At 63.2% G+C, this 24,072-nt stretch carries 23 protein-coding genes and 1 tRNA gene; 10 read left to right on the top strand and 14 right to left on the bottom strand.

What is annotated here, in order from left to right; genetic code table 11:
* On the bottom strand, positions 1-638 hold a 638-nt coding region (locus tag ACHFGA_RS07090), incomplete at its 3' end, for a S1 RNA-binding domain-containing protein (protein ID WP_394281708.1).
* A 208-nt stretch (positions 639-846) separates the two neighbouring features.
* Here ACHFGA_RS07090 and ACHFGA_RS07095 point away from each other — a divergent pair.
* On the top strand, positions 847-1,593 hold the full coding sequence (locus tag ACHFGA_RS07095) for a methyltransferase domain-containing protein (RefSeq protein WP_394281709.1): 747 nt from the start codon (positions 847-849) through the stop codon (positions 1,591-1,593).
* Here the strand turns inward: ACHFGA_RS07095 and ACHFGA_RS07100 are convergent.
* Entirely contained in the window at positions 1,590-2,612 is a 1,023-nt protein-coding gene (locus ACHFGA_RS07100) for a winged helix DNA-binding domain-containing protein (protein WP_394281710.1), read from the bottom strand. The two genes, ACHFGA_RS07095 and ACHFGA_RS07100, sit on opposite strands and share 4 nt — an antisense overlap.
* On the bottom strand, positions 2,596-5,250 hold the full coding sequence (polA, locus tag ACHFGA_RS07105; RefSeq protein ID WP_394281711.1) for a DNA polymerase I: 2,655 nt from the start codon (positions 5,248-5,250) through the stop codon (positions 2,596-2,598). Before polA ends, ACHFGA_RS07100 begins: the two co-directional genes overlap by 17 nt.
* A gap of 101 nt (positions 5,251-5,351) precedes the next feature.
* On the opposite strand from polA, the gene ACHFGA_RS07110 reads away from it, so the two are divergent.
* The 7 genes from ACHFGA_RS07110 to ACHFGA_RS07140 all read left to right on the top strand — a co-directional run bounded on the left by ACHFGA_RS07110 (position 5,352) and on the right by ACHFGA_RS07140 (position 10,806).
* A tRNA-Leu gene (locus ACHFGA_RS07110) sits at positions 5,352-5,425 on the top strand.
* 138 nt (positions 5,426-5,563) lie between these two features.
* Positions 5,564-6,451, top strand: a complete 888-nt coding sequence (locus ACHFGA_RS07115; protein WP_394281712.1) for a DUF368 domain-containing protein — start codon at positions 5,564-5,566, stop codon at positions 6,449-6,451.
* A 10-nt stretch (positions 6,452-6,461) separates the two neighbouring features.
* A complete protein-coding gene (locus ACHFGA_RS07120) occupies positions 6,462-6,803 on the top strand; it encodes a hypothetical protein (RefSeq protein ID WP_394281713.1) in 342 nt (113 codons plus the stop codon).
* A 50-nt stretch (positions 6,804-6,853) separates the two neighbouring features.
* Entirely contained in the window at positions 6,854-7,747 is an 894-nt protein-coding gene (locus ACHFGA_RS07125) for an ABC transporter substrate-binding protein (protein WP_394281714.1), read from the top strand.
* A 3-nt stretch (positions 7,748-7,750) separates the two neighbouring features.
* Complete coding sequence (locus ACHFGA_RS07130; RefSeq protein WP_394281715.1) at positions 7,751-8,689, top strand: amino acid ABC transporter permease; 939 nt, start codon at positions 7,751-7,753, stop codon at positions 8,687-8,689.
* Positions 8,689-9,453 carry an amino acid ABC transporter ATP-binding protein gene (locus tag ACHFGA_RS07135; RefSeq protein ID WP_394281716.1) on the top strand — a complete coding sequence of 255 codons (765 nt, stop codon included), beginning with the start codon at positions 8,689-8,691 and terminating at the stop codon, positions 9,451-9,453. Before ACHFGA_RS07130 ends, ACHFGA_RS07135 begins: the two co-directional genes overlap by 1 nt.
* A 153-nt stretch (positions 9,454-9,606) precedes the next feature.
* Complete coding sequence (locus ACHFGA_RS07140) at positions 9,607-10,806, top strand: HNH endonuclease signature motif containing protein (RefSeq protein ID WP_394281717.1); 1,200 nt, start codon at positions 9,607-9,609, stop codon at positions 10,804-10,806.
* Here the strand turns inward: ACHFGA_RS07140 and ACHFGA_RS07145 are convergent.
* From ACHFGA_RS07145 to ACHFGA_RS07175, 7 genes are read right to left on the bottom strand one after another with little or no spacing between them, the layout of a single operon-like run.
* Entirely contained in the window at positions 10,803-11,549 is a 747-nt protein-coding gene (locus tag ACHFGA_RS07145; protein WP_394281718.1) for a TSUP family transporter, read from the bottom strand. The genes ACHFGA_RS07140 and ACHFGA_RS07145 overlap by 4 nt on opposite strands.
* Positions 11,546-12,022 carry a pantetheine-phosphate adenylyltransferase gene (gene coaD / locus ACHFGA_RS07150; RefSeq protein WP_394281719.1) on the bottom strand — a complete coding sequence of 159 codons (477 nt, stop codon included), beginning with the start codon at positions 12,020-12,022 and terminating at the stop codon, positions 11,546-11,548. The genes ACHFGA_RS07145 and coaD overlap by 4 nt, the downstream gene beginning before the upstream one ends.
* A complete protein-coding gene (locus ACHFGA_RS07155) occupies positions 12,023-12,601 on the bottom strand; it encodes an RsmD family RNA methyltransferase (RefSeq protein WP_394281720.1) in 579 nt (192 codons plus the stop codon). It abuts the gene before it with no gap.
* A 17-nt stretch (positions 12,602-12,618) separates the two neighbouring features.
* A complete protein-coding gene (locus ACHFGA_RS07160) occupies positions 12,619-14,712 on the bottom strand; it encodes an ATP-dependent DNA helicase RecG (RefSeq protein WP_394281721.1) in 2,094 nt (697 codons plus the stop codon).
* 3 nt (positions 14,713-14,715) lie between these two features.
* On the bottom strand, positions 14,716-16,236 hold the full coding sequence (locus ACHFGA_RS07165) for a DAK2 domain-containing protein (protein WP_394281722.1): 1,521 nt from the start codon (positions 16,234-16,236) through the stop codon (positions 14,716-14,718).
* Positions 16,237-16,247: 11 nt separating this feature from the next.
* Complete coding sequence (locus ACHFGA_RS07170) at positions 16,248-16,901, bottom strand: uracil-DNA glycosylase (RefSeq protein ID WP_394281723.1); 654 nt, start codon at positions 16,899-16,901, stop codon at positions 16,248-16,250.
* Positions 16,901-17,863: a thiamine-phosphate kinase gene (locus tag ACHFGA_RS07175; RefSeq protein ID WP_394281724.1), complete on the bottom strand. Its 963-nt coding sequence runs from the start codon at positions 17,861-17,863 to the stop codon at positions 16,901-16,903. The genes ACHFGA_RS07170 and ACHFGA_RS07175 overlap by 1 nt, the downstream gene beginning before the upstream one ends.
* 34 nt (positions 17,864-17,897) lie before the next feature.
* Between ACHFGA_RS07175 and ACHFGA_RS07180 the strand changes: the two genes are divergently transcribed.
* On the top strand, positions 17,898-18,827 hold the full coding sequence (locus ACHFGA_RS07180; RefSeq protein WP_394281725.1) for a DUF3515 domain-containing protein: 930 nt from the start codon (positions 17,898-17,900) through the stop codon (positions 18,825-18,827).
* Here the strand turns inward: ACHFGA_RS07180 and ACHFGA_RS07185 are convergent.
* Complete coding sequence (locus tag ACHFGA_RS07185) at positions 18,824-19,867, bottom strand: D-alanine--D-alanine ligase family protein (protein WP_394281726.1); 1,044 nt, start codon at positions 19,865-19,867, stop codon at positions 18,824-18,826. The genes ACHFGA_RS07180 and ACHFGA_RS07185 overlap by 4 nt on opposite strands.
* A 32-nt stretch (positions 19,868-19,899) precedes the next feature.
* Positions 19,900-20,898, bottom strand: a complete 999-nt coding sequence (locus ACHFGA_RS07190; RefSeq protein ID WP_394281727.1) for an NAD(P)H-dependent glycerol-3-phosphate dehydrogenase — start codon at positions 20,896-20,898, stop codon at positions 19,900-19,902.
* A 93-nt stretch (positions 20,899-20,991) separates the two neighbouring features.
* Here ACHFGA_RS07190 and ACHFGA_RS07195 point away from each other — a divergent pair, with 93 nt between their 5' ends.
* Complete coding sequence (locus tag ACHFGA_RS07195; RefSeq protein WP_394281728.1) at positions 20,992-22,005, top strand: NUDIX domain-containing protein; 1,014 nt, start codon at positions 20,992-20,994, stop codon at positions 22,003-22,005.
* 4 nt (positions 22,006-22,009) lie between these two features.
* Here the strand turns inward: ACHFGA_RS07195 and leuD are convergent, their stop codons facing one another.
* Both leuD and leuC read right to left on the bottom strand, forming a co-directional pair.
* The gene (gene leuD, locus ACHFGA_RS07200) at positions 22,010-22,600 is read right to left on the bottom strand and encodes a 3-isopropylmalate dehydratase small subunit (protein WP_394281729.1); all 591 of its coding nucleotides are present in this window, start codon (positions 22,598-22,600) and stop codon (positions 22,010-22,012) included.
* Between the two features lie 12 nt (positions 22,601-22,612).
* Positions 22,613-24,034: a 3-isopropylmalate dehydratase large subunit gene (leuC, locus tag ACHFGA_RS07205; RefSeq protein ID WP_394281730.1), complete on the bottom strand. Its 1,422-nt coding sequence runs from the start codon at positions 24,032-24,034 to the stop codon at positions 22,613-22,615.
* Positions 24,035-24,072: the final 38 nt, after the last annotated feature.

Consider the following 24,072-nt stretch of genomic DNA (forward strand, 5'->3'; position numbering starts at 1 on the left):
ACGCCCTTGCGGACCTGGCCCTTCTGCAGCTGGTGCAGGAACTCGGAGCGGACCGCGGACTGGGTCTCTTCCAGGTATGCACGGCGGGACAGCACAACGTTGTTGCGGTGCTTATCCAGCTCGATGATCTTCGCTTCCAGCTCCTGGCCGATGTATGGCTCCAGGTCGCGGACGCGACGCATTTCGACGAGGGATGCAGGCAGGAAGCCACGCAGGCCGATGTCCATGATCAGGCCGCCCTTGACGACCTCGATGACGGTACCGGTAACTGGCTCGTCGTTGTTCTGCAGTTCCTCGATGGTGCCCCATGCACGCTCGTACTGTGCACGCTTCTTGGACAGGATCAGACGGCCTTCCTTGTCCTCCTTGGTGAGGACAAGTGCGTCGATCTCGTCGCCGACTTCGACAACCTCGTCTGGGTCGACGTCGTGCTTGATGGACAGCTCGCGAGTCGGGATGACACCTTCGGTCTTGTAGCCGATGTCAAGGAGGACCTCGTCGTGGTCGACCTTGACGACGCTGCCAGAGACGATGTCGCCATCATTGAAGTACTTGATGGTCTCGTCAACTGCAGCGAGAAAATCCTCAGCAGTGCCGATGTCGTTGATGGCTACCTGAGGGGTGTTAGAAGTGGACATTAATTAAGTTGCTCCGAAACGGATAGGAGGTCGAAAATGGACAGAAACGTATCTCTCAAAAACCAGCTGCTAAGCTGGGCTTTCGATCTCATTTCGGGACGCATAGGCGCTCCTATTACCGCCTAACACGCCCTGAAACACAGACACGCCCACACAACACTAGTCTGTTTGTGCAGCTAGAGCAAATGATTTGGAAGCAGATCCCATAGTGAATACCCCCTCACACGCAAACCGCACCTACTGGGACGAAGATGCCACCCGCTATCACCGCGAGCACCCCGCCTATTTGGACGGATTCTACTGGTGCCCGGAGATGTTGGCCGAAGCTGACGCCCACCTCCTCGGCGATCTCGCAGGCAAGCGCGTCGTGGAGGTCGGCTGCGGATCAGCGCCCTGTTCTTCCTGGCTTATCGACGAATACCCCACCGCGACTGTAACCGGATTCGAAATCTCCGCCGGCATGCTCGCTCACGCGGACCCAAATACTCCACTGGTACAGGGCGACGTGTTGGCACTTCCCTACCGCACGGCCGCCTTTGATGTCGCATTTTCCGCCTTCGGCGCCCTCCCTTTCGTCCGCGATGCGGTCGCCGCGCTACGAGAAATTCGACGCGTGCTTCACGACGATGGCCGCTTCATCTTCTCCGTCAACCACCCGATGCGCTGGGTCTTTCCCGACGATCCCACCTCTTTCACCGCCGAGATCCCCTATTTCGCACGCGAATACGAGGAATACGACGAACACGGCCAGCTCACGTATGCCGAGTATCACCGCACTTTCGGCGACTGGGTACGCGCCATCCGCACGGCGGGCTTCGAACTCATGGACGTGATCGAACCCGAATGGCCCGACACCCTCACCGAGAACTGGGGCCAGTGGTCCCCAGAACGTGGCCGCATTTTCCCCGGTACCGCGATCTTCGTCACCCGCTGCGCGTCCTACAAAGACAATTAGAAGAAAGGATCCTCGCGGAACTTACGGCGCACGCCCGGCCACGCATAGGCGGGGATGCGGGTGTACTCGTCGGTGACCAGCTTCCCGCCAACCCGCCGCCAAGCGGCCCGCACGATCCCATCCACCACGACGGGCTTGCGAAACACCCCCATGTTCCCAGGCACAAGCTGTTCGTGAGTCTCCCGGTTCATGGCAAATAAACGATCCTGGTAGCCCAAGATGTACTCGTCAAAAGCAGGCAGCAAATGGGGTTGGCGTACACGCGACGGTGAGAGTTCGGCAAGCTCCTCCACAAGTCCGCTTCGGTAGAAGTAGTCGTCGTCACGCACGATGTCGTCGGGAAGCTGCGCCAGCGCGACACGAATCTCCGCCACCGGCAGCTTTGACCACCAGCGCACGTCCTCGAAGGTCACGGGACCGTGGGCACGGATATAGCGGGAGATAATCTGCGTGGCCGCGGCCTGGCGGTCGCCGTTGAACACCTCCTCGAGGCTTCCACCATCGGGCGTAGGGCCGATCCTTTGATCCGGACCAAGGTACGCGAGCGTTGACTCCACCATCAGGAGGTAGCGCACACGGTAGGTCAGGCGCGGCGAAGCCTCAGGGGCAACCTCCGCGACAATCTGCTTGAACTCAGCGTTGGTGACCGGGCCTTCCGCAAGAACGCGATCACGGATCTGCGCAATATCCGAGTCGGTGCCGCCAGCATTGAGCACCGAAGAACGCGCACGCTCCGCACCCGGTTTTGCCAGCAGTTCGGTCAGCCAGCGCAGCTCGTCGGCACGCGCGGCAAAGACCGTGCCACGCATGGGGTATCCGCGGACGATCTCTCCTCGCGCAAGCGCCCCGCGTACGTCGTCGATCGTCCCGCCGCTGCGCAGGCTTATCGACGAAAAGACCGTGGGCTCCTGGCCCTGCATCAGGCCAAAAGCCGACACCACTTCTGCCGGTGTGCTCCACCCCGGCCCGATCAATCCTTGGGCCAGCAGGCGGGCGCGTGCTTTAGTGCGCGGCTTCATCCCAGTTCTTCCCCGCGCCGGCAGACACCTCGAGTGGCACGCGCAGGGTGATCGCACCGTCCATTTCGGTCTCGATGATGGAGCGGACCTCCTCAAGCTCGCCGGAGGCGATCTCCACGACCAGTTCGTCGTGAACCTGGAGCAGGACGCGCGACTTGTGCCCGGCTTCCCGCAGTGCGGCATCGACACGGATCATCGCGACCTTGATGATGTCAGCAGCCGTACCCTGAATCGGCGCGTTCAACGCTGCGCGCTCCGCATTCTCGCGGGCCACGCGGTTATCGCTGGTCAGCTCAGGGAGGTAGCGGCGACGCCCAAAGACAGTCGACGTGTAGCCGTCGCGGCGAGCCTGCTCCACGACCTCGTCGAGATAGCGCTTCACACCACCGAAGCGGTCGAAATAACTCTCCATGATCTGCTTGGCCTCACCGGGGCTGATGTCTAGCTGGCCGGACAGGCCGAACGCGCTCAGCCCGTAGACAAGGCCGTAGCTCATGGCCTTCACACGACGGCGTAGTTCGGCAGTGACTTCGTCGATAGGCACATCGAAGACCTTGGAGCCAACATAGTTGTGTAGGTCCTCACCGTCCTTGTACGCCTCGATCAGGCCTGGATCTTGCGAGAGGTGCGCCATCACACGCATCTCGATCTGCGAATAGTCGGCTGTCAGCAGGGTCTCATAGCCCTCGCCTACCACGAAGGAGGAGCGAATCTTGCGGCCGGCTTCGGTACGCACCGGAATATTCTGCAGGTTCGGGTCCGCGGAGCTCAGGCGCCCGGTCGACGTCACGGTCTGGTTGAACGTGGTGTGGATCCGCCCATCGTCCTGCACGGTCTTGATCAGGCCTTCCAGCGTGGATTTCATCTTCTGGTACTCGCGGTGCGCCAGAAGGTGATCCAGGAACGGGTGCGGATTCTTCTTCGCCAGCGCCTCAATTTCCTTCGCCGCCGTGGAATAACCCGTCTTCGTCTTCTTCGTTTTCGGCAGGTCAAGCTTGTCGAACAGCACCACGGACAGCTGCTTCGGGCTGGACAGGTTCAGGTCGGGCTCGTCGACAAGCCTGCGGGCCTCCTCTTCCACTTGGGCGACTTGGTCCGTAAAGGTCTTCAGCTGGTTTTCGAGCACGTCCATGTCCACTGCGATGCCGGTATCCTCCATGCGCGCCAAGATCGACACCAGCGGCAGCTCCAAGTCCTGGTACAGGTCGAAGCTATCGATCGCCTTGAGCTGCGTGGTCAGCTCCTCCGCCAGCTCCAAGATCGCCGCGGCAGAATCAGTCAGCGTTGTATCTCCCAGCAGGCTGAGCTGATCACCGGCCTCCCCCAGCTGACGCTGCAAGTGCCGCTGATACACGTCACGCAACTCATAGGTGCGCTGGCCCGGCCGTAGCAGGTACGCCGCGATCGCCGTGTCATGCGCGATCCCATTCAATTTAATATCGCGGCCAGCCAACATGTGGAACGCCGCCTTCGCCTCATGCAGGTACTTCGGCGTCTCCGACTCCAGCCACGCCTTCAAGGCCTTGTCTTCGGCAGGTGAGAGCTCAGCCAGCTCCTTCGCGATACCCTCGCGTTGCTTATCGACGATGCCTACCGCACTCGCGTCTCCACCATTCGGTTCGCTCTTGCCGACGAAAAACACCGCCATTCCCTGGCCCTCGCGCTGCTCCAACCACGTGTCCAGTGGTTCGTCGGAGATGACGACATCGGAAAGCTGGACAGTCTCTTCCTCGGCCGCTTCTGTGGCGCCTGTCGTCGGCACTGCAGCCAGTACCCGTTCGCGCAGGTTCACGCCGAATTCGAGCTCGTCGAAAGCCGTGGCGACCGTGCCCACGTCCACCGGTTTCAGTTCAAGGTCCTCAGGTCCCACGGCCAGGTCCATGTCCGTGACCATCTGCGTCAGTTCACGGTTCAAACGCACCTGGTCCAAACGCTCGCGGAAATTGTAGCCCACCTTGCCCTTAATTTCGTCGGCGTGCTCAAGCAGCGTCTCCAGATCCCCATACTGGTTAATCCACTTGGTGGCGGTCTTTTCACCCACGCCGGGAATATTGGGCAGGTTATCCGAAGGATCCCCGCGCAAAGCCGCGAAGTCCGGGTATTGCTGCGGTGTGAGATCGTACTTTTCCTTCACCGCCTCCGGGGTAAAGCGCGTCATGGTGGACACACCGCGGGTGGGATAGAGCACCGTGGTGGTGTCGTCGACCAGCTGCAGGTAATCGCGGTCACCGGTCACGATCAGTATCTCAAAATCGCCCGCCGCCTTCGCCTGGGTCACCAGCGTTGCGACGATATCGTCCGCCTCATAATTTTCCACCGACAACGTGGTGATGCCCAGATCCTTCAGAATGTCGTCGATAAGCGGAACCTGCCCCTTGAACTCCTCCGGGCTGGCCGCGCGCTGCGCCTTATACTCCGGGAACTTCTCGGTGCGGAAAGTCTTGCGGCCCACGTCGAAAGCGACAGCCGCGTAGGTCGGCTTCTCGTCGGCAAGAATATTCGCAAGCATGGACAGGAAGCCGTACACCGCGTTCGTGTGCTGGCCCCCGGTGGTGGAGAAATTTTCCGCCGGCAACGCGTAGAACGCGCGGAAAGCCATGGAGTGTCCGTCGATAAGCAAAAGGCGTTTGTCAGTCACGCGTGCCAGTCTAGCCTGACGCGTGGACACGCTTCCGGACCGCCTACAAGCACCTGATTTCGTGTGCGCGCCGGCTGTGCGCTAAAGTATGAACTCGCTACGCCCCTGTAGCCCAATTGGCAGAGGCAACGGATTCAAAACCCGTCCAGTGTGAGTTCGAGTCTCACCAGGGGCACAAATTAGCCGCCATCTACGCAGGTAGGTGGCGGTTTTTGCTTGTCGACGAAAGCTGGAACGTCGGTATCCCGATACAGGTGTCCAGTGGGCTAAAATCGATCGCCGGATAATCGACACACTTCCGAAAGAGACCTTTATGGCCACCCACTCCCCCAGCAAACCCAACAAGCGGGGCCTGTTTTCCTATATCTTCGACGTCCTGCGCGGATTCCTCATCGGCTTAGCCGAGCTGGTTCCAGGAATTTCCGGCGGCACAATCGCCCTGATCGTCGGCATCTACGAAAAGGCACTGCACAACGCAGACCTGATCATGCGTCGCAAGTTCCGCGAGGTGGACTGGCTCTTCCTCGTTCTTGTCGGGGTGGGCATGGTCACCGCGGTCTTCGGTATGTCCACGGTGATGCATATTTTCATCACCGACTATGCGCAGCTGGCGGATGGTTTGTTCTTCGGGATGGTGGCGGTGTCCATCATCGTTCCGCTTGGCATGATGGATCGTCGTAAAGCGAACTGGGGCCTGGCTGCGCTGTTCGTCGTCGGTGCAGTCGTCGCGTTCTTTGCCACGGGCTATACATCGGAGCCTGTGCGCGATCCGTCGCTCATCGTCATCTTCGTCGCGGCGGCCGTGGCCGTGTGCGCGCTGGTGCTCCCTGGCCTGTCGGGCTCGTTCCTGCTGCTGGCGATGGGGCTTTACGAGCCGATCATCCGGGCTGTCTCCAACCGCGAAATCGACATCATCCTGGTCTTCATCGCCGGTGCCGCCGTCGGGCTGATCCTCTTCGTGCGCGTGCTCAGCTGGCTGATGAGCAAGCACCGCAACGTCACCTTGGCCACGATGGCCGGGTTCATGCTCGGTTCACTGCGCGCCCTGTGGCCGTGGTCCGGCGACGCCCCCGCAAACGTTGGCCCGGTGCTGGGCATGATGGTGCTGGGCGGTGTGATCGTGGCCGTGTTCATTTTTATTGATCGCTATAAGCAGTCCACAGCGCAGGCTGACGTGGTCGCCGAAGACCGACCTCATTAAGATTGTCTGCATGACTAAGCGCATTCAACGAATCCTCGTCGCCGCGATGGCAGCAACACTCGTGTCCACCGCCACCGTACCGGCGGCAACGGCCCAGAGCGCGGAGCAGAACTCCAGCCAGGAATCCTCCCAGAGCTCCGAGGGCTCGTCAACGGAAGGCTCCTCCACAGCAGGAACCGAATCCTCCTCCAGCTACTCCGAATGGCTCTCCTCGGGTGCTGACATGATGTCCTCCGGCGATGTCACGCTCAGCGCGGAAGGCTCCTCGCGCTTCGCAATTGACTGGCTCATCGGTGCAGTGGGCGTCACGGTGATCGGCGCGATCGTCCACTTTGCGATGAAGTTCGTCTAAGCAGGCCCACATTCTAATTCTCAGACACCTGGCAGGTAAGGTGTGTGAGCATGAAAAAGATCGTCACAGTGGGGGCGCTACTCGGCGCCGCCAGCCTGCTCACCGGGTGCGTGACCAACGTCGAGGGCGGTAACCCGGACGGGTGGGAGCAGGTGCTTCCCGACGAAGTCCCCGAGATTGCCGCAATGGTCCCCGAAGAGGTCGCCGCTGACGGAGTACTGACCGGCGGCACCAACCCTCCCTTCGCCCCCTTCGAGTTCAAGGACTCCACCGGAAAAATCATCGGTGTAGAGATGGACTTGGGCCACGCCGTTGCAAGCGTCATGGGCCTAGAATTCGAACCGGTTGAGCAGGACTTCGCCATGATCCTCCCCGCCGTGGACGCCGGGACTATCGACGCGGGCATGTCCGGCTTCACCGACAACGAGGAACGCCGCCAAAACTATGACTTCGTCAACTTCCTCTACGCCGGCATCCAATGGGCACAGCAGACCGGCGACCACATCGACCCCGCCAACCCGTGTGGTCTGACCGTGGCCGTGCAGCGCACCACCGTGTCCGAAACCGATGACGTACGGCCTAAAGCCCAAGAGTGCTTGGACGCCGGCGAGGAACCAATCACGGTCTTAAGTTATGACACGTCAGACAACGCTGCGCTAGCGGTACTCGTCGGACGTGCCGACGCCCTGTCCGCCGACTCGCCCGTCACCGCCTGGGCTGTGAACCGCTCCGACGGCAAGATGGAGATGGTCGGCGACATGTTTGATGCCGCGCCTTATGGTTTCGCCGTACCGAAGGGCTCCGAACTTGGACCCGCGATGGCCGCCGCGATGCAGCATTTGATCGACACCGGCGAATACGAACGCATCCTCGCCCAATGGTCCATCGAGGACGGGCTTCTCGACGAGGCACTCATCAACGAACAACCAGTGGAGGGAAACTAACCTATGGCTTCGACAACTAGCTCACAGACTGAGCGCACTCGCCCGGAACGCATTGAGGCCAAACCGCTGCGCCACCCTGGACGCTGGGTGCTGGCAGCCATCATCATTGCGTTGGTGGTCTGGTTCGTTATTGGTGCCGCGAACAATGAGGCCTACGGCTGGGACACCTACTTCACCTACCTCTTTGATACCCGCATCGCAGTCGCCGCGCTGCACACCATCGCGATCACCATTTTGGCGATGATCATCGGTGTCGTCGGCGGTGTCCTGCTGGCGGTCATGCGGATGAGTGAGAACCCCGTCTTCAAGGCGGTGGCCTGGGTGTTCCTGTGGATCTTCCGAGGTACCCCCGTCTACGTGCAGCTGATGTTCTGGGGTCTGCTGGGCGCCCTGTACCAATCCATCAACTTGGGCTTCGCCGAGATTTCCCTGGAGGCCCTGACCTCGTCGGCATTCATGCTCGCGGTGCTGGGCTTGGGCCTGAACGAGGCGGCCTACATGGCAGAAATCGTCCGCTCCGGTGTCTCATCGGTCCCAGAAGGCCAGGTAGAAGCGTCGAAAGCCTTGGGCATGAGCTGGGGGCAAACGATGCGTCGTACCGTGCTGCCCCAGGCGATGCGCATCATCATCCCGCCCACCGGCAACGAGTTCATCTCCTTACTGAAGACGTCCTCCCTGGTTGTCGCAGTGCCCTACTCCCTGGAGCTCTACGGCCGCTCCATGGACATCGCAGCCGCCCTCTTCGAACCTGTGCCGATGCTGCTGGTCGCCGCGACGTGGTACCTAGCAATCACCTCGATCCTCATGATCGGCCAGCACTACCTGGAGAAGCACTTCGAAAAGGGCGCCACGCGTGAACTGACCGCCCGCCAGCTCGCCGCACTTGCCGACGCCGAAGGCACCGTCCCCGGCAACGTGTCCATCGTCGAAAGGAACAGCTAATGACCACCCCGATGATCAAAGCCGACCAGGTCTGGAAATCCTTCGGCAACCTGGACGTGCTGAAAGGCATCAACCTTGAAGTGCCCACCGGCAACGTCACCTGCCTCGTCGGCCCGTCCGGCTCCGGCAAGTCCACCCTGCTTCGCTGCGTGAACCACCTCGAGAAGGTCACCGCCGGCCGCCTCTACGTGGACGGCGAGCTGATCGGCTACCGCGAGAAAGACGGCGTCTTGCACGAGATCAGCGCCAAGGATGCCGCGAAGCAGCGCGCGGACATCGGCATGGTGTTCCAGTCCTTCAACCTCTTCTCCCACCGCACCGCCCTGGAAAACATCATCGAAGCCCCCGTCCAGGTTAAGGGGCAGTCCGTCGAGTCTGCGAAGAAGCGCGCGATGGAGCTGCTCGACATGGTCGGCCTCGCGTCCAAGGCCGAGGCGTATCCGGCGCAACTTTCCGGCGGCCAGCAGCAGCGCGTCGCGATTGCGCGTGCCGTCGCGATGGATCCGAAGTTGATGCTTTTTGACGAGCCCACCTCCGCTCTCGACCCAGAGCTCGTCGGCGAGGTCCTTCGTGTCATGCGCAAGCTTGCCGACGATGGCATGACCATGCTGGTGGTCACCCATGAGATGGCCTTCGCCCGCGAGGTCGCCGATAATGTCGCTTTCATGGACGGCGGCGTGATCGTCGAGTACGGGACGCCCGAAGAAGTGCTGGACAACCCGCGAGAGGAACGCACCAAGGAATTCCTCTCCAGCATTTTCTAAACCTTCTCACGTTAACGGATACGGCCGGGGTCCACATTCGAAAGCATGTCCGGGGGCATTTTTCTGTGGATAACTATGTTGTTTTCCACAGGTTTCGGACATTTCGCCGCTACCCCCGCCCCTAGGCGTTGTGGCTGTCTTAGTGTCAGGGCCATGAACATCAACGACATGCTCCGGGACGCAGGCACCAGCGCCATGACCTTGCTGGCCGACCTGCAACCGCGCCACGATCTCATCCGGGCCGGTGCGGAACCCAAAGCTGTCGACAAAACCCACAAGCTTTATGCGGTCTACTACGGGCCGTGTGCTTCTCGTCGCAAGCAACGCGACGCCCGTGACAACGCCACCACCAACAAGCTCGGGTTTGAACGCCTGCACGTTATCGAACGAGTCGTCGCCAGACTTCACGACGACACCAAAGCCTGGGCACTCCGCCGCGATCTAACACGCTATAACGGCACCGACTACGGCTTTCACGCTTATGCCCGCAAGAAGTTGGAGCACTACAACCGCGACACCAAAGAAGAAACCCCGGAACCAAGCTTCAAAGTCACCTCACACCCACGCACCGGAGACGCGTCGATGAACCTACGCGGGGACGCCGCCACGATCCGCGAGTTTGAACACCAGATCCGCGAACGCGCCACCACCGAAGACACCACCACTGCTGAAGCTGCCGTGGCCACCCTTGGAGACCTCCTAAACGGCACCACCACCAGTACTAGCCGGCCGAACTACACCATGAAAGTCTTAGTCTGGCTCGACGACCTGGCTGCGGTATTCAACGGGGAATCATCAGACCCCACGGTAGTCACCACCACTGGGGCCACCATGACCTTGACGCAGGCGTTGGCGAAGAAGATCAACCCCACACTCGAGATCGTGGGGCTGACCCCGGCCCACGGGGCGATCGGCCTGGCCTACGCCAACAACCCACTGGGTGGGTGGGACAACACCATCAACACCCGGGCCCAGTTAGACGCCGAACAAGCCCGCCGGGCACGCGCCGGTGAACCACCGATCCCGCCGGAAGCAGTGGAGAAAGCCTTATCACGGCACGGCACTGCTAAAGACCGGGCCTTACTCGAGGCGAATCAGACAGTCTGTGCTGGTTTAGGGTGTAGCGTGCCGGCGGCGTATTGCGAGATCAACCACAATATCCCCTACTCACAAGGTGGGTTGAGTGTGTTGTCGAATATGTGCCTGCTGTGCCCGTATCACAATGGTAAAGCCGGTGACCAAGAGCTCTACTGGGCCAGTGGCGGGGTGGCGTATCGGATCCTGCCCGGTGGCGGGTTGGTGGCTAATGATCACCCACTAGCAGGACTATCACCGCCCCACCATCGTAGTTAAGCGATCAGCCCGACCAGACCCCGACCCAGCGCGACCACGCCGCCGAAGACGGCCAAGCCGAGTGCCAGTTGGTAGGCGCGGGCTCGTGGGACGTGCGGGGCTACCTTCACGCCCAAAAAGATGCCCACCGCCATGGCGACTAGGCCGACGGGCCACACGATCGGATTGACGGCGGAGAGGTCTGCGGCGCCGGTCACCAGCTTGATCCCGAAAGAAATCGCCCCGGAGACCATGAAGATCGGCTGGAGGGTGGCGGCGTACATGCGCTGCGGCCACCGCGCGGCTGTCGCGTAGACGGTAATCGCCGGGCCCGCGATGCCCGCTAGCGTGTTCATGAACCCGGCCACCACGCCAGACAAGGCCATCGGGGCCGTGCCGGACACCTGCGGTACGTGGCGCTTGCCGATCGTCACCACCGACAACGCAATCAGCAGCAACGCGCCCGCCACGATCAGCAACCAATCCGGCGACACCGCACGGATCAGCCACGCGCCCGGCACCGCTCCCAGCACCAGCACGGCGGAGATGATGGCGAAGTTGCGCCAGTGCACATCCTTGTACACCGTCAGGGTGGACATGGCGGCGTTGACGGCGGCCAGCACGTTGAGCACGAGGATGCCGTCGACAGGCCCCATCGCGATCATCAGCACGGGCCCGCCGATCAGCCCCAGCCCCATGCCGGAAACGCGCTGCAGAAACGCGCCGACCAGCACGGTTAAGAAAACCACTGCGGCCAAGATCACGCGTATTTCGCTTTCATCGCGTCAAGGACCGTGTCGGGGACCAGGCCGCTGATGTCGCCGCCGTAGCGCACCACTTCTTTGCATAACGACGAGGAGACGTAGCCGTATTTTTCGTCGGTCATCAGGAAAAAGGTCTCCACGCCGGACAGCCGCCGGTTCATCTGGGCCATGGGCAGCTCATAGTCATAGTCAAGCGACGATCGCAGGCCCTTGACCAAGGCGCCGACGCCGTGCTGCGTGGTGTAATCGACAAGCAGGCCACCCCAGCTGTCAACGCGCAGATTGGGGATGTCGGTGGTGACGTCACGGATCAGGTCCATGCGTTCGTCGATAGTAAACAGCCCGGTGTTTTTCTTCGGGTTTCCGGTGACCAGCACGATCACCTCGTCGAAGTTGCGGGCGGCCCGGCCAAAGATGTCGAGGTGCCCGTTGGTGACGGGGTCGAAGGATCCGGGGCAGACGGCGATGGTCATCTAGGTGGTCCTTTCGTCGGCGCTGTAGACGGCCATGTCCATACGCGCGATGCCGTAGAGACGCTTCTTCAGCTTCTGTCTCGTGGGAGTATAGCCTTCCGGCCACGCGGTTTCGGGCGATTCGCGGTGCCTTTCGACGACCACGGCCGCTCCGTCCACCAGCAGCGGTTTCAGCGCTTCGAGCATTTCGGCGACGGCTTCGTCGGCAAGCTCGTACGGCGGGTCCGCAAGCACCATAGAGAAGTGTTCGCGTGGGGCGCGCGCAACATAGGTGGAGGCGGCGACGGGTTCGATCGTGACGTTCGGGTGGCCGACGACCCCGGCGTTGTATTCAATGACGGCGACCGCGCGCGGATCGTTGTCCACCAGCACCACCTCATCCGCGCCCCGCGACGCGGCCTCCAGCCCCAGCGCCCCGGACCCGGCGAACAGGTCCAGCACCACTTGGCCGGCGAAGCCGAAGCGCGCGTCCAGCGATGAGAAGAGGCCTTCGCGGGCCCGGTCGGAGGTGGGGCGGGTGCCCTCGGGTGGGACTTTGATCTTGCGGCCACGGGCGTCGCCAGCGATGATGCGATTCATGCCAGCAGAGTATACCGCTAGCTCTTTTCCAGGTATTCGAGGTCTTCCTGTTCCAAGTCCGCGATGAGTGCCCGGGCACGCTCAGGGTGCTTATCGACGAAGGCCTCTGCATCCGTGTTTGCCCTGTAGATGATCTCGTAGTCCTTGCTCAGGCTGAGCAACCGGAGACGGCGTTGGGTGCCGGACTGGGAGGTGCCCAGCACGTCGCCTTCGCTGCGGGCCGCCAGGTCGAGTTCCGCGAGTTCGAAACCGTCTGAGGTGCCCGCCACGGCGGCCACGCGGTTGAACTGGGGCGTGTGTTCGTCGGCAAGCGTGTGGAAGAGGCAGAGGGACTTGTGCCCGCCGCGGCCGACGCGACCGCGCAGCTGGTGGAGCTGGGAGATGCCGAAGGACTCGGATTCGCGGATCAGCATGACGGTGGCGTTGGGGACGTCGACGCCCACCTCGATCACCGTGGTGGACACGAGCACGTCGATGCCGCCGGCGGCGAAGTCCTTCATGATGGCGTCTTTGTCCTCGCCTTTCATGCGCCCGTGGAGCACGCCGACGGTCAGGCCGGCGAATTCGGTGGCGCGCAGGTGGGTGGCTACTTCGAGGACTCCCCCGTCGCCTTCGATGCGCGGGCACACCACGTAGGCCTGGTGGCCGGCGTAGACTTCTTCGCGGATTTTCTCCCAGCCGCGCGCGACCCACTTGGGCAGGAATTCGGGCACGACGGAGGATTGGATCGGTTTGCGACCGCCGGGCAGCTCGCGCAGGGTGGACACTTCGAGGTCGGCGAAGACGGTCATGGCGATCGTGCGCGGGATCGGGGTGGCCGTCATCACCAGCATGTGCGGAGTGTAGCGCTCGTTTTTGGTACGCAGTTGGTCGCGTTGCTCCACGCCGAAGCGGTGCTGCTCGTCGACGACGACGAAGCCCAGGTCGAAGAAGTCGACCGAGTCTTGGATCAGGGCGTGCGTGCCGACGACGATATCTGCCTCACCGGTGACGATCGCCAGTAGGGCCTCCTGTTTCTGCTTCGCACCCATCGAACCGGTCAAGGCCACAACCCGGACCGGAACACCTGCGTCCATAAGTGTGAGCTGGAGGGAGCGGGCGTGCTGCATCGCCAGCACCTCCGTGGGGGCCAGCAGGGCGCACTGTTTGCCGTTGTCGATGGCTTGCAGCATCGACAGCAAGGCCACGATCGTCTTGCCGGAGCCGACCTCGCCTTGCAGCAGCCGCATCATGGGGCGGGTGCGCGAGAGGTCGTCGGAAAGCTCGCTGACGACCTGCTGCTGGCCGCGCGTGAGCGGGAACGGGAGGCCGCGCAGCATGCCGTCCTGGTCGCGGCCTTCCACGCGCGGTAGGGCGGGCGCGGTGTCCTGGGTGGAATCTTTACGACGCAGCGCCATCACCAACGCGATGGACATGGCCTCGTTGTACTTCAGCCGGCGAATGGCCTCGGACGGGCCGGCGGGACCCGGTTCGTGGACTTGGCGCAGGGCATCGTCGAAAGGGATGAAGCCGTCGGGGGTGTCGCCGAGTGGCTCGTCGAGAGGCGGGATCGACTCTAAGATGGCGTGCACCGCGCCCATGATCGTCCACGTGCTGGCGTTTTTCACCGCCGGGTAGACGGGCAGAAAGTCGCGGCCAGCCAGCATCGCGCCGAGGTCGCCGAACTTGCCCAGCTGCAGCAGCGCGCCGCTGGCCTTGCCGGAGCCGTCCAGCAGCACATAGTCCGGATGCGACAGCTGCGGGGTGCCGCGGAAAAACTTCAGGGTGCCCGTCACCATCAGGCGTGTGCCCACGGTCAAAAGCTTGTCCAGATAGTGCGCGTTGAAGTAGGTCGCTTCGAGGCGGGAGGTGCCGTCGTCAAGCGTGATCTTCAGCAGGAACTTGCCCTTTGGGTAGAGCTTCGCCACGTCCACGATCGTGCCCATGAAGCTGATCGCGTCGCCCTCGGCCGCGCTGAGCAGGCCCTGCGAGCTGCCGTAGTGCAGGTAGCGCCGCGGGTAGTGCTCCAGCAATTCCTGGCACTCCGAGTATCCGAGGTGCTTCGCAATCTTCCTGGCCTGCGGCAGTGGCAGCACCTCCCCGAGCTGGCGGGAATCCCGAAACCCCAGCATTGTCTATTCCACCCCGATCTCCGCTTCCACAGTCAGTCCATCTGCAGGATAAACCACAACGTCCACGCCAAGGGCGGAAACGAGGTGTTCGTCGTCAAGCGCGCCCTCGCCGACCAGCAGCGTGACCTGTTCCCCACCGGATTCCAGCAGGCGCGCGCAGCAGGTCTCCACGGTTTCGGTCAGCGTGTCGCCCACGGCTGTGATGTCACCGTGCGCGTGCGCCAGGTAGTCCCCCTTCGCGCAGGCCCCGGCCTGGGTGAGCGCGGCGCGTTCGGCGCGCGTGACCACAGCCGTGCGCATCTCGCCTGCCGCCTCACTCATCGTGTACGAGGCCGTGGCCAGTGGCTGGTCCGGGTCGTGCACCGCCAGCGCCGCGATGCCGGAGACCAAGCGCACCGTCGGCAGCAGCATGATGGCCTGCTCAAACGCGGCCGTAGCCTTCTCCACGGCGACAAGCGCGCGGTTCGACAGCAACCCGTTGGGCAGCAGCACCACTTCCTGGGCCCCGGATGCGCGGATCGCGGAGAGGATATCGCTGACCACGGCATCGCCGGGGGCCACCACGGTCGCCCCGGCCTGCTGGTACAGGTCCGACAGCGACCCCGGCGGCGTCACCGCCAGCACCACCCGCGAAGGCGCTTGCGTCCGCGGCCCCTCCGGCAGGATCTCCAGGCGCAGGTCGCTGACCTCGCCGTGGGCAAACGCGGCCTCGATCAGCCGGCCCGCGTCGGCCGAATGAATGTGCACCGTGGCTTCGCTATCGCTCGCGCGCGCAACCACCAGCGAATTGCCCAGCGGCGCCAGCACGCCCTCCAGCTCCGTGACATCGCCGCGGTAGTAGAACATCACTTCAAGTTCGGCCTGGGTGCGCACCGGCTCGTTGCTTATCGACGATCGCTCCACCGCTTCACCAGTGATTTCTTGCAGCAGGGACTCCAAAAGCACGACCAGGCCGGCGCCGCCCGCATCAACGACGCCTGCCTCGCGCAGGACGTCAAGCTGGGAAGGGGTGTTGGCCAGCGCGGTGCACGCGGCGTCGTGGGCGGTGCGGGCCACGTCGACAAGCTGGCCGTCAGCCGTGGCGGCGGTGGCAGCGCTTGCTGCGGCGCGCAGAACGGTCAGGACGGTGCCTTCGACGGGATCGGCGATCGCGCGGTCAACAAACTCCACGGCCATGGTCAAGGCCTGGGCCACGGCGTCCGCCCCGATCGGGCCCTGGCTTGCCGAATGTGCCAGACCGCGCAGCACCTGTGACAGCACCACACCAGAGTTGCCTCGTGCCCCACGGATGCTACCCGTGGCTAAGGCTTCGGCGACTTTGTGGGCGGGGGCATCGTCGTTAAGCGCACGGGCGCTCTCGACGGCGGCTGCCATGGTGTAGGCCATGTTGGAGCCGGTGTCGGCGTCTGGGACGGGGAACACGTTGAGCGCGTTGATGTCCGCGCGGCGGCGGTTCAATTCTTCGGCGGCGTGTCGCGCCCACGACTGCAGGCGGGCACCATCGAGCTCAACAGGATAGGACATGGATCCCTAGCTTACAGTTGCCAGTTCACCGGTGCGGCACCCTGCTGGGCCAGCGCCTCATTCGCCGCCGAAAAAGGGCGCGACCCGAAGAAGCCGCGGCGCGCCGACAACGGCGAGGGGTGCGCGCTGGTGATGCACGGGGTGTTGCCCAAAAACTGCTGCGCCGTCTGGGCGTCCCGGCCCCACAGGATGGCCACCAGTGGCTGGTCCCGTGCGGCAAGGGCGGCGATGGCGTGGGCGGTGACCTCCTCCCAGCCTTTGCCGCGGTGGCTGGCGGCCTGGCCGGGGCGCACGGTGAGCACGCGGTTGAGCAGCATCACGCCCTGGTTCGCCCAAGCGGTGAGGTCCCCGTCGTCCTTGGGAGCCACGCCGAGGTCGTCGTAAAGCTCCTTGTAGATGTTGACCAGGCTGCGCGGGGCCGGCACGCCGGGGGCTGTGGAAAAGCTAAGCCCCATCGCGTGCCCGGGGGTCGGGTAGGGGTCCTGGCCGACGATCAACACCTTGACGGCGTCGAAAGGATCGTGGAAGGCGCGCAGGATGTCGCGGCCGGCGGGCAGGTAGGCAGGCTCGGCGCGCAGGAAGTCACCCATGAGGTGGATCTGGTCGGCGACCGGCTCGAGCACCGGCTGCCAGGAGGGGTGTACGGGGAGCTCTGTGTGTTTCATTAGAAGCTTTGCCATCCTTGTCCGTATTTCGGCGGGCGGTTGTCGATGGTCACGCCCTGCCCCTTGACCACTTGGCCGATGGAGCGGAAACCGCTGGGCGCCTGGCCGGATGTGGTGGCCAGCAGCGTGTGGTCCTCGCCGCTGGACAAGACCCATTCCCACGGGTCCACGTCGAGTAGCTTGCCGGCCTCCTTCACCAGAGCGTCGGGTGCGATGGCCACCGAGGAAAGGTTGATTCCCACCCCGGAGCGGCGCGCGATGATCCCCAAGTCATGGCACAGCCCGTCCGAGTTATCGGTCATGGCGGTGGCACGGGCGCTGCGCGCAATGACCCCGCGGCCAGGCGTGAGCTCCGGGGCCTGGTGCGCGTGGATCAGCGGGTGAAGCTGATCCGGCACATCAATCCCTGCAGCCAGCAGCGCCAGGCCCGCGCCGGAGTATCCGATCCTGCCGTGCGCCACCACGCGCTGCCCGGGCCGCGCCTGGTCCAGGGCCAGCTCCGGCAGGTTCCCGCCCAGCGACCCAATTGCCGTAACAGAGATGACCAGCTGTTCGCCGCCGGTGAGGTCACCGCCGACCAGCTCGGCAGCATATTCCTCACAGCGCGCCCCGATGCCTTCCGCTAAGCCCTCGATCACGGCCAGCGGGGTGGATTCGGGCGCGGAGATCGCCAACAACGCTGCCAGGGGACGTGCGCCCATGGCCTCGATATCGGCGAAGTTCTGCACGATGGCCTTGCGGCCCACCTGGTACGGCGTGGTCCAGGCGGGGTTGAAGTGGCGGCCTTCGACCAGCATGTCGGTGGTGGCCACGGTGCGCGAGTTGGGCGAGGCGTGGTGCAGCACCGCCGCGTCGTCGCCGTTGATGCGTGAGGGCGCGGCGGCAATGATGGCGTCGATAGTGCCGAGCTCGCCGACGTCGGCCACGGTGGGGCCGCTTGTGGGAAAACCCATGCTAATCATGGAAAGGGCAGGCCTTTCAGTAGACTTATCAGGTATGTCTGACGATACATCGCGTGCAGGTGCGGAATTCAACCGCACTCCGGTCTATATCAGTTTGGCCATCGCCCTAGCGCTTGTTGTCGGCGTATTGTTCGGCGCGAAGTGGTTCTTCGACCAGGCGACCAATCAGCCGGTGGCCATGGGCCCGGTCGACGCACCCGATGCGGATTCACCTGAGTGCCAGGCGCTTGTCGACGAGCTCCCCGGCGAACTCTTAGGCCACGACCGGGCGGAACTGTTGGAGCCTGCCCCGGCCGGCGCCGCCGCGTGGCAGACCACCGAGATTGAGCGCATCACCTTGCGCTGCGGTGTCGATATGCCCCTGCAGTACGACGAGTACACCCCCACCGCAGAAATTGGTGGCGTGGAGTGGATGCGTGTCGACGATCCCACCCCTGAATCCAGCCTGTCCACCTGGTACACCACGGACCGCTTCCCCGTCGTAGCGGTCACCGCCGACGAGCACGGGCTAGATGGTGCTGAGAATCCGGTGGAGGATTTGCCGATCGACATGCTGGAGGAGCGCCCCACCGAATTCAACCCCGCTCCCCTATCTGGTCTTGCCGCCAATGAGGGCGATCGAGAGACCTGCAAACCCCTGATGGAGGCTCTGCCCGAGGAGGTCGCGGACGGCTACACTCCATTGCCTGTCGACGAGCCGGCCACCGCCGTGTGGACCGCACCGGGTGTCGAACCGATCGTCCTGCGCTGTGGCGTGGCAGACCCCGAAAACTACCAGGCCGGTGAACAGCTCCAACAGATCAATGACGTGACCTGGTTCGAAGACACTCGCCTGATCAACGGCTCCACCGCCGCTACCTGGTTCGCCCTGGGACGAGACGCCAACGTGGCCGTCAGCGTGCCGCAGAACGCGGGCAACGCGGCCATCGTGCGCATCACCGAGGCAATCGAGCAGGCGCTCTAGGCCAGCGCGGTCTGGATCAGCGTGTCCAGTAGCTCGTCGTAAGGTACACCCGCAGCCGCGAAGACCTGCGGGTACATGGAGATCGAGGTGAACCCGGGCATCGTGTTGATCTCATTAAGCACCGGGCCTTCAGCGGTGACGAAGAAGTCCACGCGCGCCAGGCCGGTGCAGTTCAGCGCGCGGAACGTCTCGACAGCCAGCGCCTTGATCTGGCGGATCGTGTCCTCGTCATAAGGCGCAGGAATCTGGGCCGACACCACGTCATCGAAGTACTTGGTTTCGTAGCCGTAGAAGCCCTCGTCGGAATCGTTCGTGCCCACCAGCAGCGCCGGCGGGGAGGCCACGATCGAACCGTCAGGGTATTCCAGCACCCCGACCTCAACCTCATCGCCCACCAACTCGGCTTCCACGATCACCTTGTCATCCGACTCCCGGGCCAGGGCGATCGCGGCAGGAAGGTCGGCCCAATCGTCGACACGCGAAATGCCGATCGACGAACCACCCCGCGCCGGCTTCACGAACACCGGCAGGCCCAGGCGCGCCTTCTGGTCCTCCGGCAGGACGTCGCCTTCACGCAGGATGAACTCATCGGTAATCGGCAGCTGCTCGGCCACCATGAGCTTCTTCGTGAACTCCTTGTCCTGCCCGCACGCCGACGACAACACCCCCGTGCCCACGTACGGGATGCCACTCATCTCCAGCAGGCCCTGGATCGTGCCATCCTCGCCGAACGGGCCGTGCATGACGGGAAAGACCACGTCGGCGGTAGCGATCAACTCGCCGGTATCGACCATGGTGATCTGGCCGCGCCGGGTTGGGTTGATGCTCAGCGCGACCTCCGGGCCAGGCGCCACGGACGGGCGCTGCTCGCCGGCGACCGGGTCGAGGCTGCCCTGCACCCACACGCCGTCGCGCGTGATGCCGATGGGAATGATCTCATATTTCTCCCGATCCAGCGCCCCCATGATGGAGCCCGCGGAGATACACGAGATGGAATGCTCAGTGGACTGGCCACCATAAACTACTGCTACACGAATCACTGACTCAGACTACCTTTCCCTACAACCCTGACCTATTCGGACTTCTTCGATCGGCCCATCAGCGCCACAATCGTGTCCGCTACCGACATATCCTGATGGCACACGCCGAATACCGCCTGCGTGATCGGCATTTCCACGCCCACGGTGCCCGCTAGGTCGAACACGCTTTTCGACGAGATGACCCCCTCTGCAACCTGCCCCTGGGTGGCCGCCGTTGCTTCTGCCAGCGTGCCACCCTGGCCTAGCTGGTAGCCGAAGGTGCGGTTGCGCGACAGGGGCGAATTGCACGTGGCGACGAGGTCCCCGAGCCCCGCCAGCCCTGCGAATGTGCGGGGGTCCGCGCCCAAGGAAGTGCCCAGACGGGTGATCTCCGCCAACCCGCGGGTGATCACGGTGGCCAGGGTGTTCTCCCCCAGCCCGCGACCAGACGCCATGCCACAGGCCAAGGCGATGACATTCTTGCAGGCACCGGAGATCTCGCAGCCGATCACGTCCGTGTTGGTGTATGGGCGCAGGTAGCTGGTGGCGCAGGCGGCTTGGACCAGCTTCGCGCGGGTGACGTTGGTGCAGGCGATCACAGTGGCGGCGGGCTGTTCGTCGGCGATCTCGCGGGCCAGGTTCGGTCCGGTGAGCACGGCGATCTGTTCGCGGTCGAAGCCGGTTATTTCCTCGATCACTTCCGTCATTCGTTTGTAGGTGCCGGTCTCAATGCCCTTGGAGATGGACACGAGGGTGGCATCCGAAGGCAGCAAAGGCGTCCACTGCGTGAGGTTCTGGCGCATGGTCTGCGAGGGCACCGCGAACACGACGATCGCGGCATTATCGAGTGCCTCGGCAGCATCGCTGGTAGAGCTGATCGCTTCCGGCAGTTCCACCTCCGGCAGGTAATCCGGATTACGGCGAGTATCTGCGATCTTACGGGCCAACTCATCGCGGCGCGCCCACAGGGTTACTGTGTTGCCGGCGTCCGCAAACACCTTCGCCAGGGTGGTCCCCCACGACCCAGCCCCCATGACAGCGACGTTGACCATTGCCTGCTCCTTCGTCGATACGCGAAAAAAATTCGTTGCGGTTTATCTTAGATCAGATAGCGCGCGGGGCCGCGATGCGCCACAATTGAACCCATGGCTAAAAAGAACGTCTTGCTGGAAACAGACAAAGATAAGCGTGGCGAAAAGTGGATCACGGGGCGTTTACAGCGCATCCCCGCGAAGCCGATCAAGGAATTCCCGAACACCACACTCGCCGCCGGTGCGGTGCTGTGGCGCCGCGACGCTGCCGGTGAGATCGAGGTGGCGTGCATCCATCGTCCGCATTACGACGATTGGTCGCTGGCCAAGGGCAAGGTGGATCCGATGGAATCGCTGCCGGTGACGGCGGTACGCGAAATCAAGGAGGAAACCGGCTATACCGTGCGCCTGGGCAAGCTGCTGGGCAAGACTGTGTACCCGGTCTCGGGCGCCATGAAGGTGGTCTACTACTGGACCGGCGAGGTGACCGGCGAGGTGACCGGCGGCGAGTTCGTGCCTAACGACGAGGTGGATGAGATCCGCTGGCTGCCCATGGATCAAGCGCAGGACCTGGTGACCTATGAGCTGGACACCGAAGTGCTGAAGAAGGCGGAGAAGCGACTGCTCCACCCGGCAACCGCACGCGTGTTGTACGTGCGGCACGCCAAGGCGCATGCACGCGAGAAGTGGGACGGCAACGATGACCTGCGCCCGCTGGAGAAGAAGGGGCGCCGCCAGGCCGAGATGCTGGTGCCGATGCTCGCACCTTTTGCCCCGACACGGATCTATTCGGCGGTTCCTGACCGCTGCCAGGACACAGCCGCTCCTCTTGCTGATGAGCTTGGGTTAGAGGTGGTCGTCGATAAGCGATTCGGCGACGACGGGTGGCTGGACTCCCAGGTGCAGGCCCAGGCAGCGTTCATGGATGTGGTCAACGAGGGTGGCGTGAGTGTGATCGTCGGGCAGGGCCTGATCATCCCGGACATGATTGCGTGGCTGGCTGCGCGTGGGCGTTTGCCGATCGACGATGAGATCAAAGCGAAGAAGGCCAGCGTGTGGTCGCTGGCCTTCGTGGATGGTGAGCTGGTGGGCGCTGACTATATGCCGAGCCCACTGCCCGTGCGTTAAACGCCTAGCTCACCGCGGGCTTGTAGGCGGGGCGCTGCGCTTCGTAGGCGCTGATGTGGTCTTCCTCGCGCAGGGTGAGGCCGATATCGTCGAGGCCTTCCATGAGGCGCCAGCGGGTGTAATCATCAATCTCAAAGGTGTAGGTGGAGTTGCCGACGGTCACGGTGCGGTCCTCGAGTGACACGGTGACCTCCATGCCGGGCTCCTGTTCCAGCTGCTTCCAGATCAGCTCGATGTCGGACTCGCTCATGATGCCTGCGAGCAGGCCAGCCTTGCCGGAGTTGCCGCGGAAGATGTCGGCGAAGCGCGGGCTGAACACGGCTTTGAAGCCGTAGTCCATGAGCGCCCACACGGCGTGCTCGCGCGAGGAGCCGGTGCCGAAGTCTGGGCCGGCGAACAAGACGGAGCCGTTGGCATAAGGCTCCTGGTTGAGCACGAAGTCTTCTTCCTTGGTGCGCCAGTTGTGGAAGAGGCCGTCCTCGAAGCCGGTGCGGGTGACGCGCTTTAAGAACACGGCGGGGATGATCTGGTCGGTGTCCACGTTGGAGCGCTGCAGTGGAACGCCGACGCCGGTGTGCGTGGTGAATTTATCCATGGTTAGTTCTCCTTAGAGGTCTGCGGGGCTTGCGAGGTGGCCGGTGATCGCGGTGGCGGCTGCGACCAGCGGGCTGACCAGGTGGGTGCGCCCGCCTGGGCCTTGGCGGCCTTCGAAGTTGCGGTTCGAGGTGGAGGCGGAGCGCTCGCCCGGCGCGAGCTGGTCTGGGTTCATGCCCAGGCACATCGAGCAGCCGGCGGTGCGCCACTCGGCGCCGAAGTCGGTGAAGATCTTGTCTAGGCCTTCTTCCTCTGCCCGCTGTTTAACCAAGGTGGAGGATGGCACGACCATCATGCGGGTGCCGTCGGCGATCTTTTTGCCTTCGATGATGGATGCTGCCGCGCGCAGGTCTTCGATGCGTGCGTTGGTGCAGGAGCCGAGGAAGACGGTGTCGATGGCGATGTCGCGCAGCGGTGTGCCTGGTTCGAGGTCCATGTAGGCCAGTGCCTTTTCGGCGGCGGCCTTGGAGGATTCGTCGTGGAAGTCCTCGGGGCTGGGCACGGTGGCACTCAGTGGGAGGCCTTGTCCGGGGTTGGTGCCCCAGGTGACGAATGGGGTGAGCGCGGAGCCGTCGATTTCGACGACGGTGTCGAACTCGGCGCCTTCGTCGGTAGGCAGTGTCTTCCAGTACTCGACGGCGGCGTCCCAGTCGGCGCCCTTGGGTGCGAACTCGCGGCCTTCGACGTAGTCGAATGTCTTCTGGTCGGGAGCGACCATGCCGGCGCGGGCGCCTGCTTCAATGGACATGTTGCAGATGGTCATGCGGGCTTCCATCGACAACTTCTCGATGGCCTCGCCGCGGTATTCGATGATGTGGCCTTGGCCGCCGCCGGTGCCGATCTTCGCGATGATCGCCAGGATCAGGTCCTTCGCACTGACGCCTTCGGCGAGCTCGCCGGAAACTTCGATGGCCATGGTCTTGAATGGCTTCAGGCTTAAGGTCTGGGTCGCCATGACGTGCTCGACCTCGGAGGTGCCAATACCCATCGCGATGGCGCCGAATGCGCCGTGGGTGGAGGTGTGCGAGTCGCCACAGACGATGGTCATGCCTGGCTGGGTGATGCCCAGCTGTGGGCCGACGGTGTGCACGATGCCTTGCTGCACATCGCCCATGGAGTGCAGGCGGACGCCGAATTCTTCGCAGTTCTTGCGCAGCGTCTGTACCTGGACGCGGGAGGTTTGTTCCTTAATTTCCAGCAGGTTGCCCGAGATGATGCCTTCGGTGGGCACGTTGTGGTCCTCGGTGGCCAGGTGGAGTTCCGGGTGGCGCATTGTGCGACCGGTCATGCGCAGGCCGTCGAAGGCCTGGGGGCTGGTGACTTCGTGGAGCAGCTGGAAGTCGATATAGATCAGGTCAGGTTCGCCACCTTCGCCTTTCTTTACGACGTGGTCGCGCCACACTTTTTCTGCCAGTGTCAACGGCTTGTCAGCCATGAGCATCTCCTAACTAATCTCACACAGTGGGATGGTAG

This window comes from Corynebacterium sp., from assembly GCF_043426755.1.
Classification (GTDB): domain Bacteria; phylum Actinomycetota; class Actinomycetes; order Mycobacteriales; family Mycobacteriaceae; genus Corynebacterium.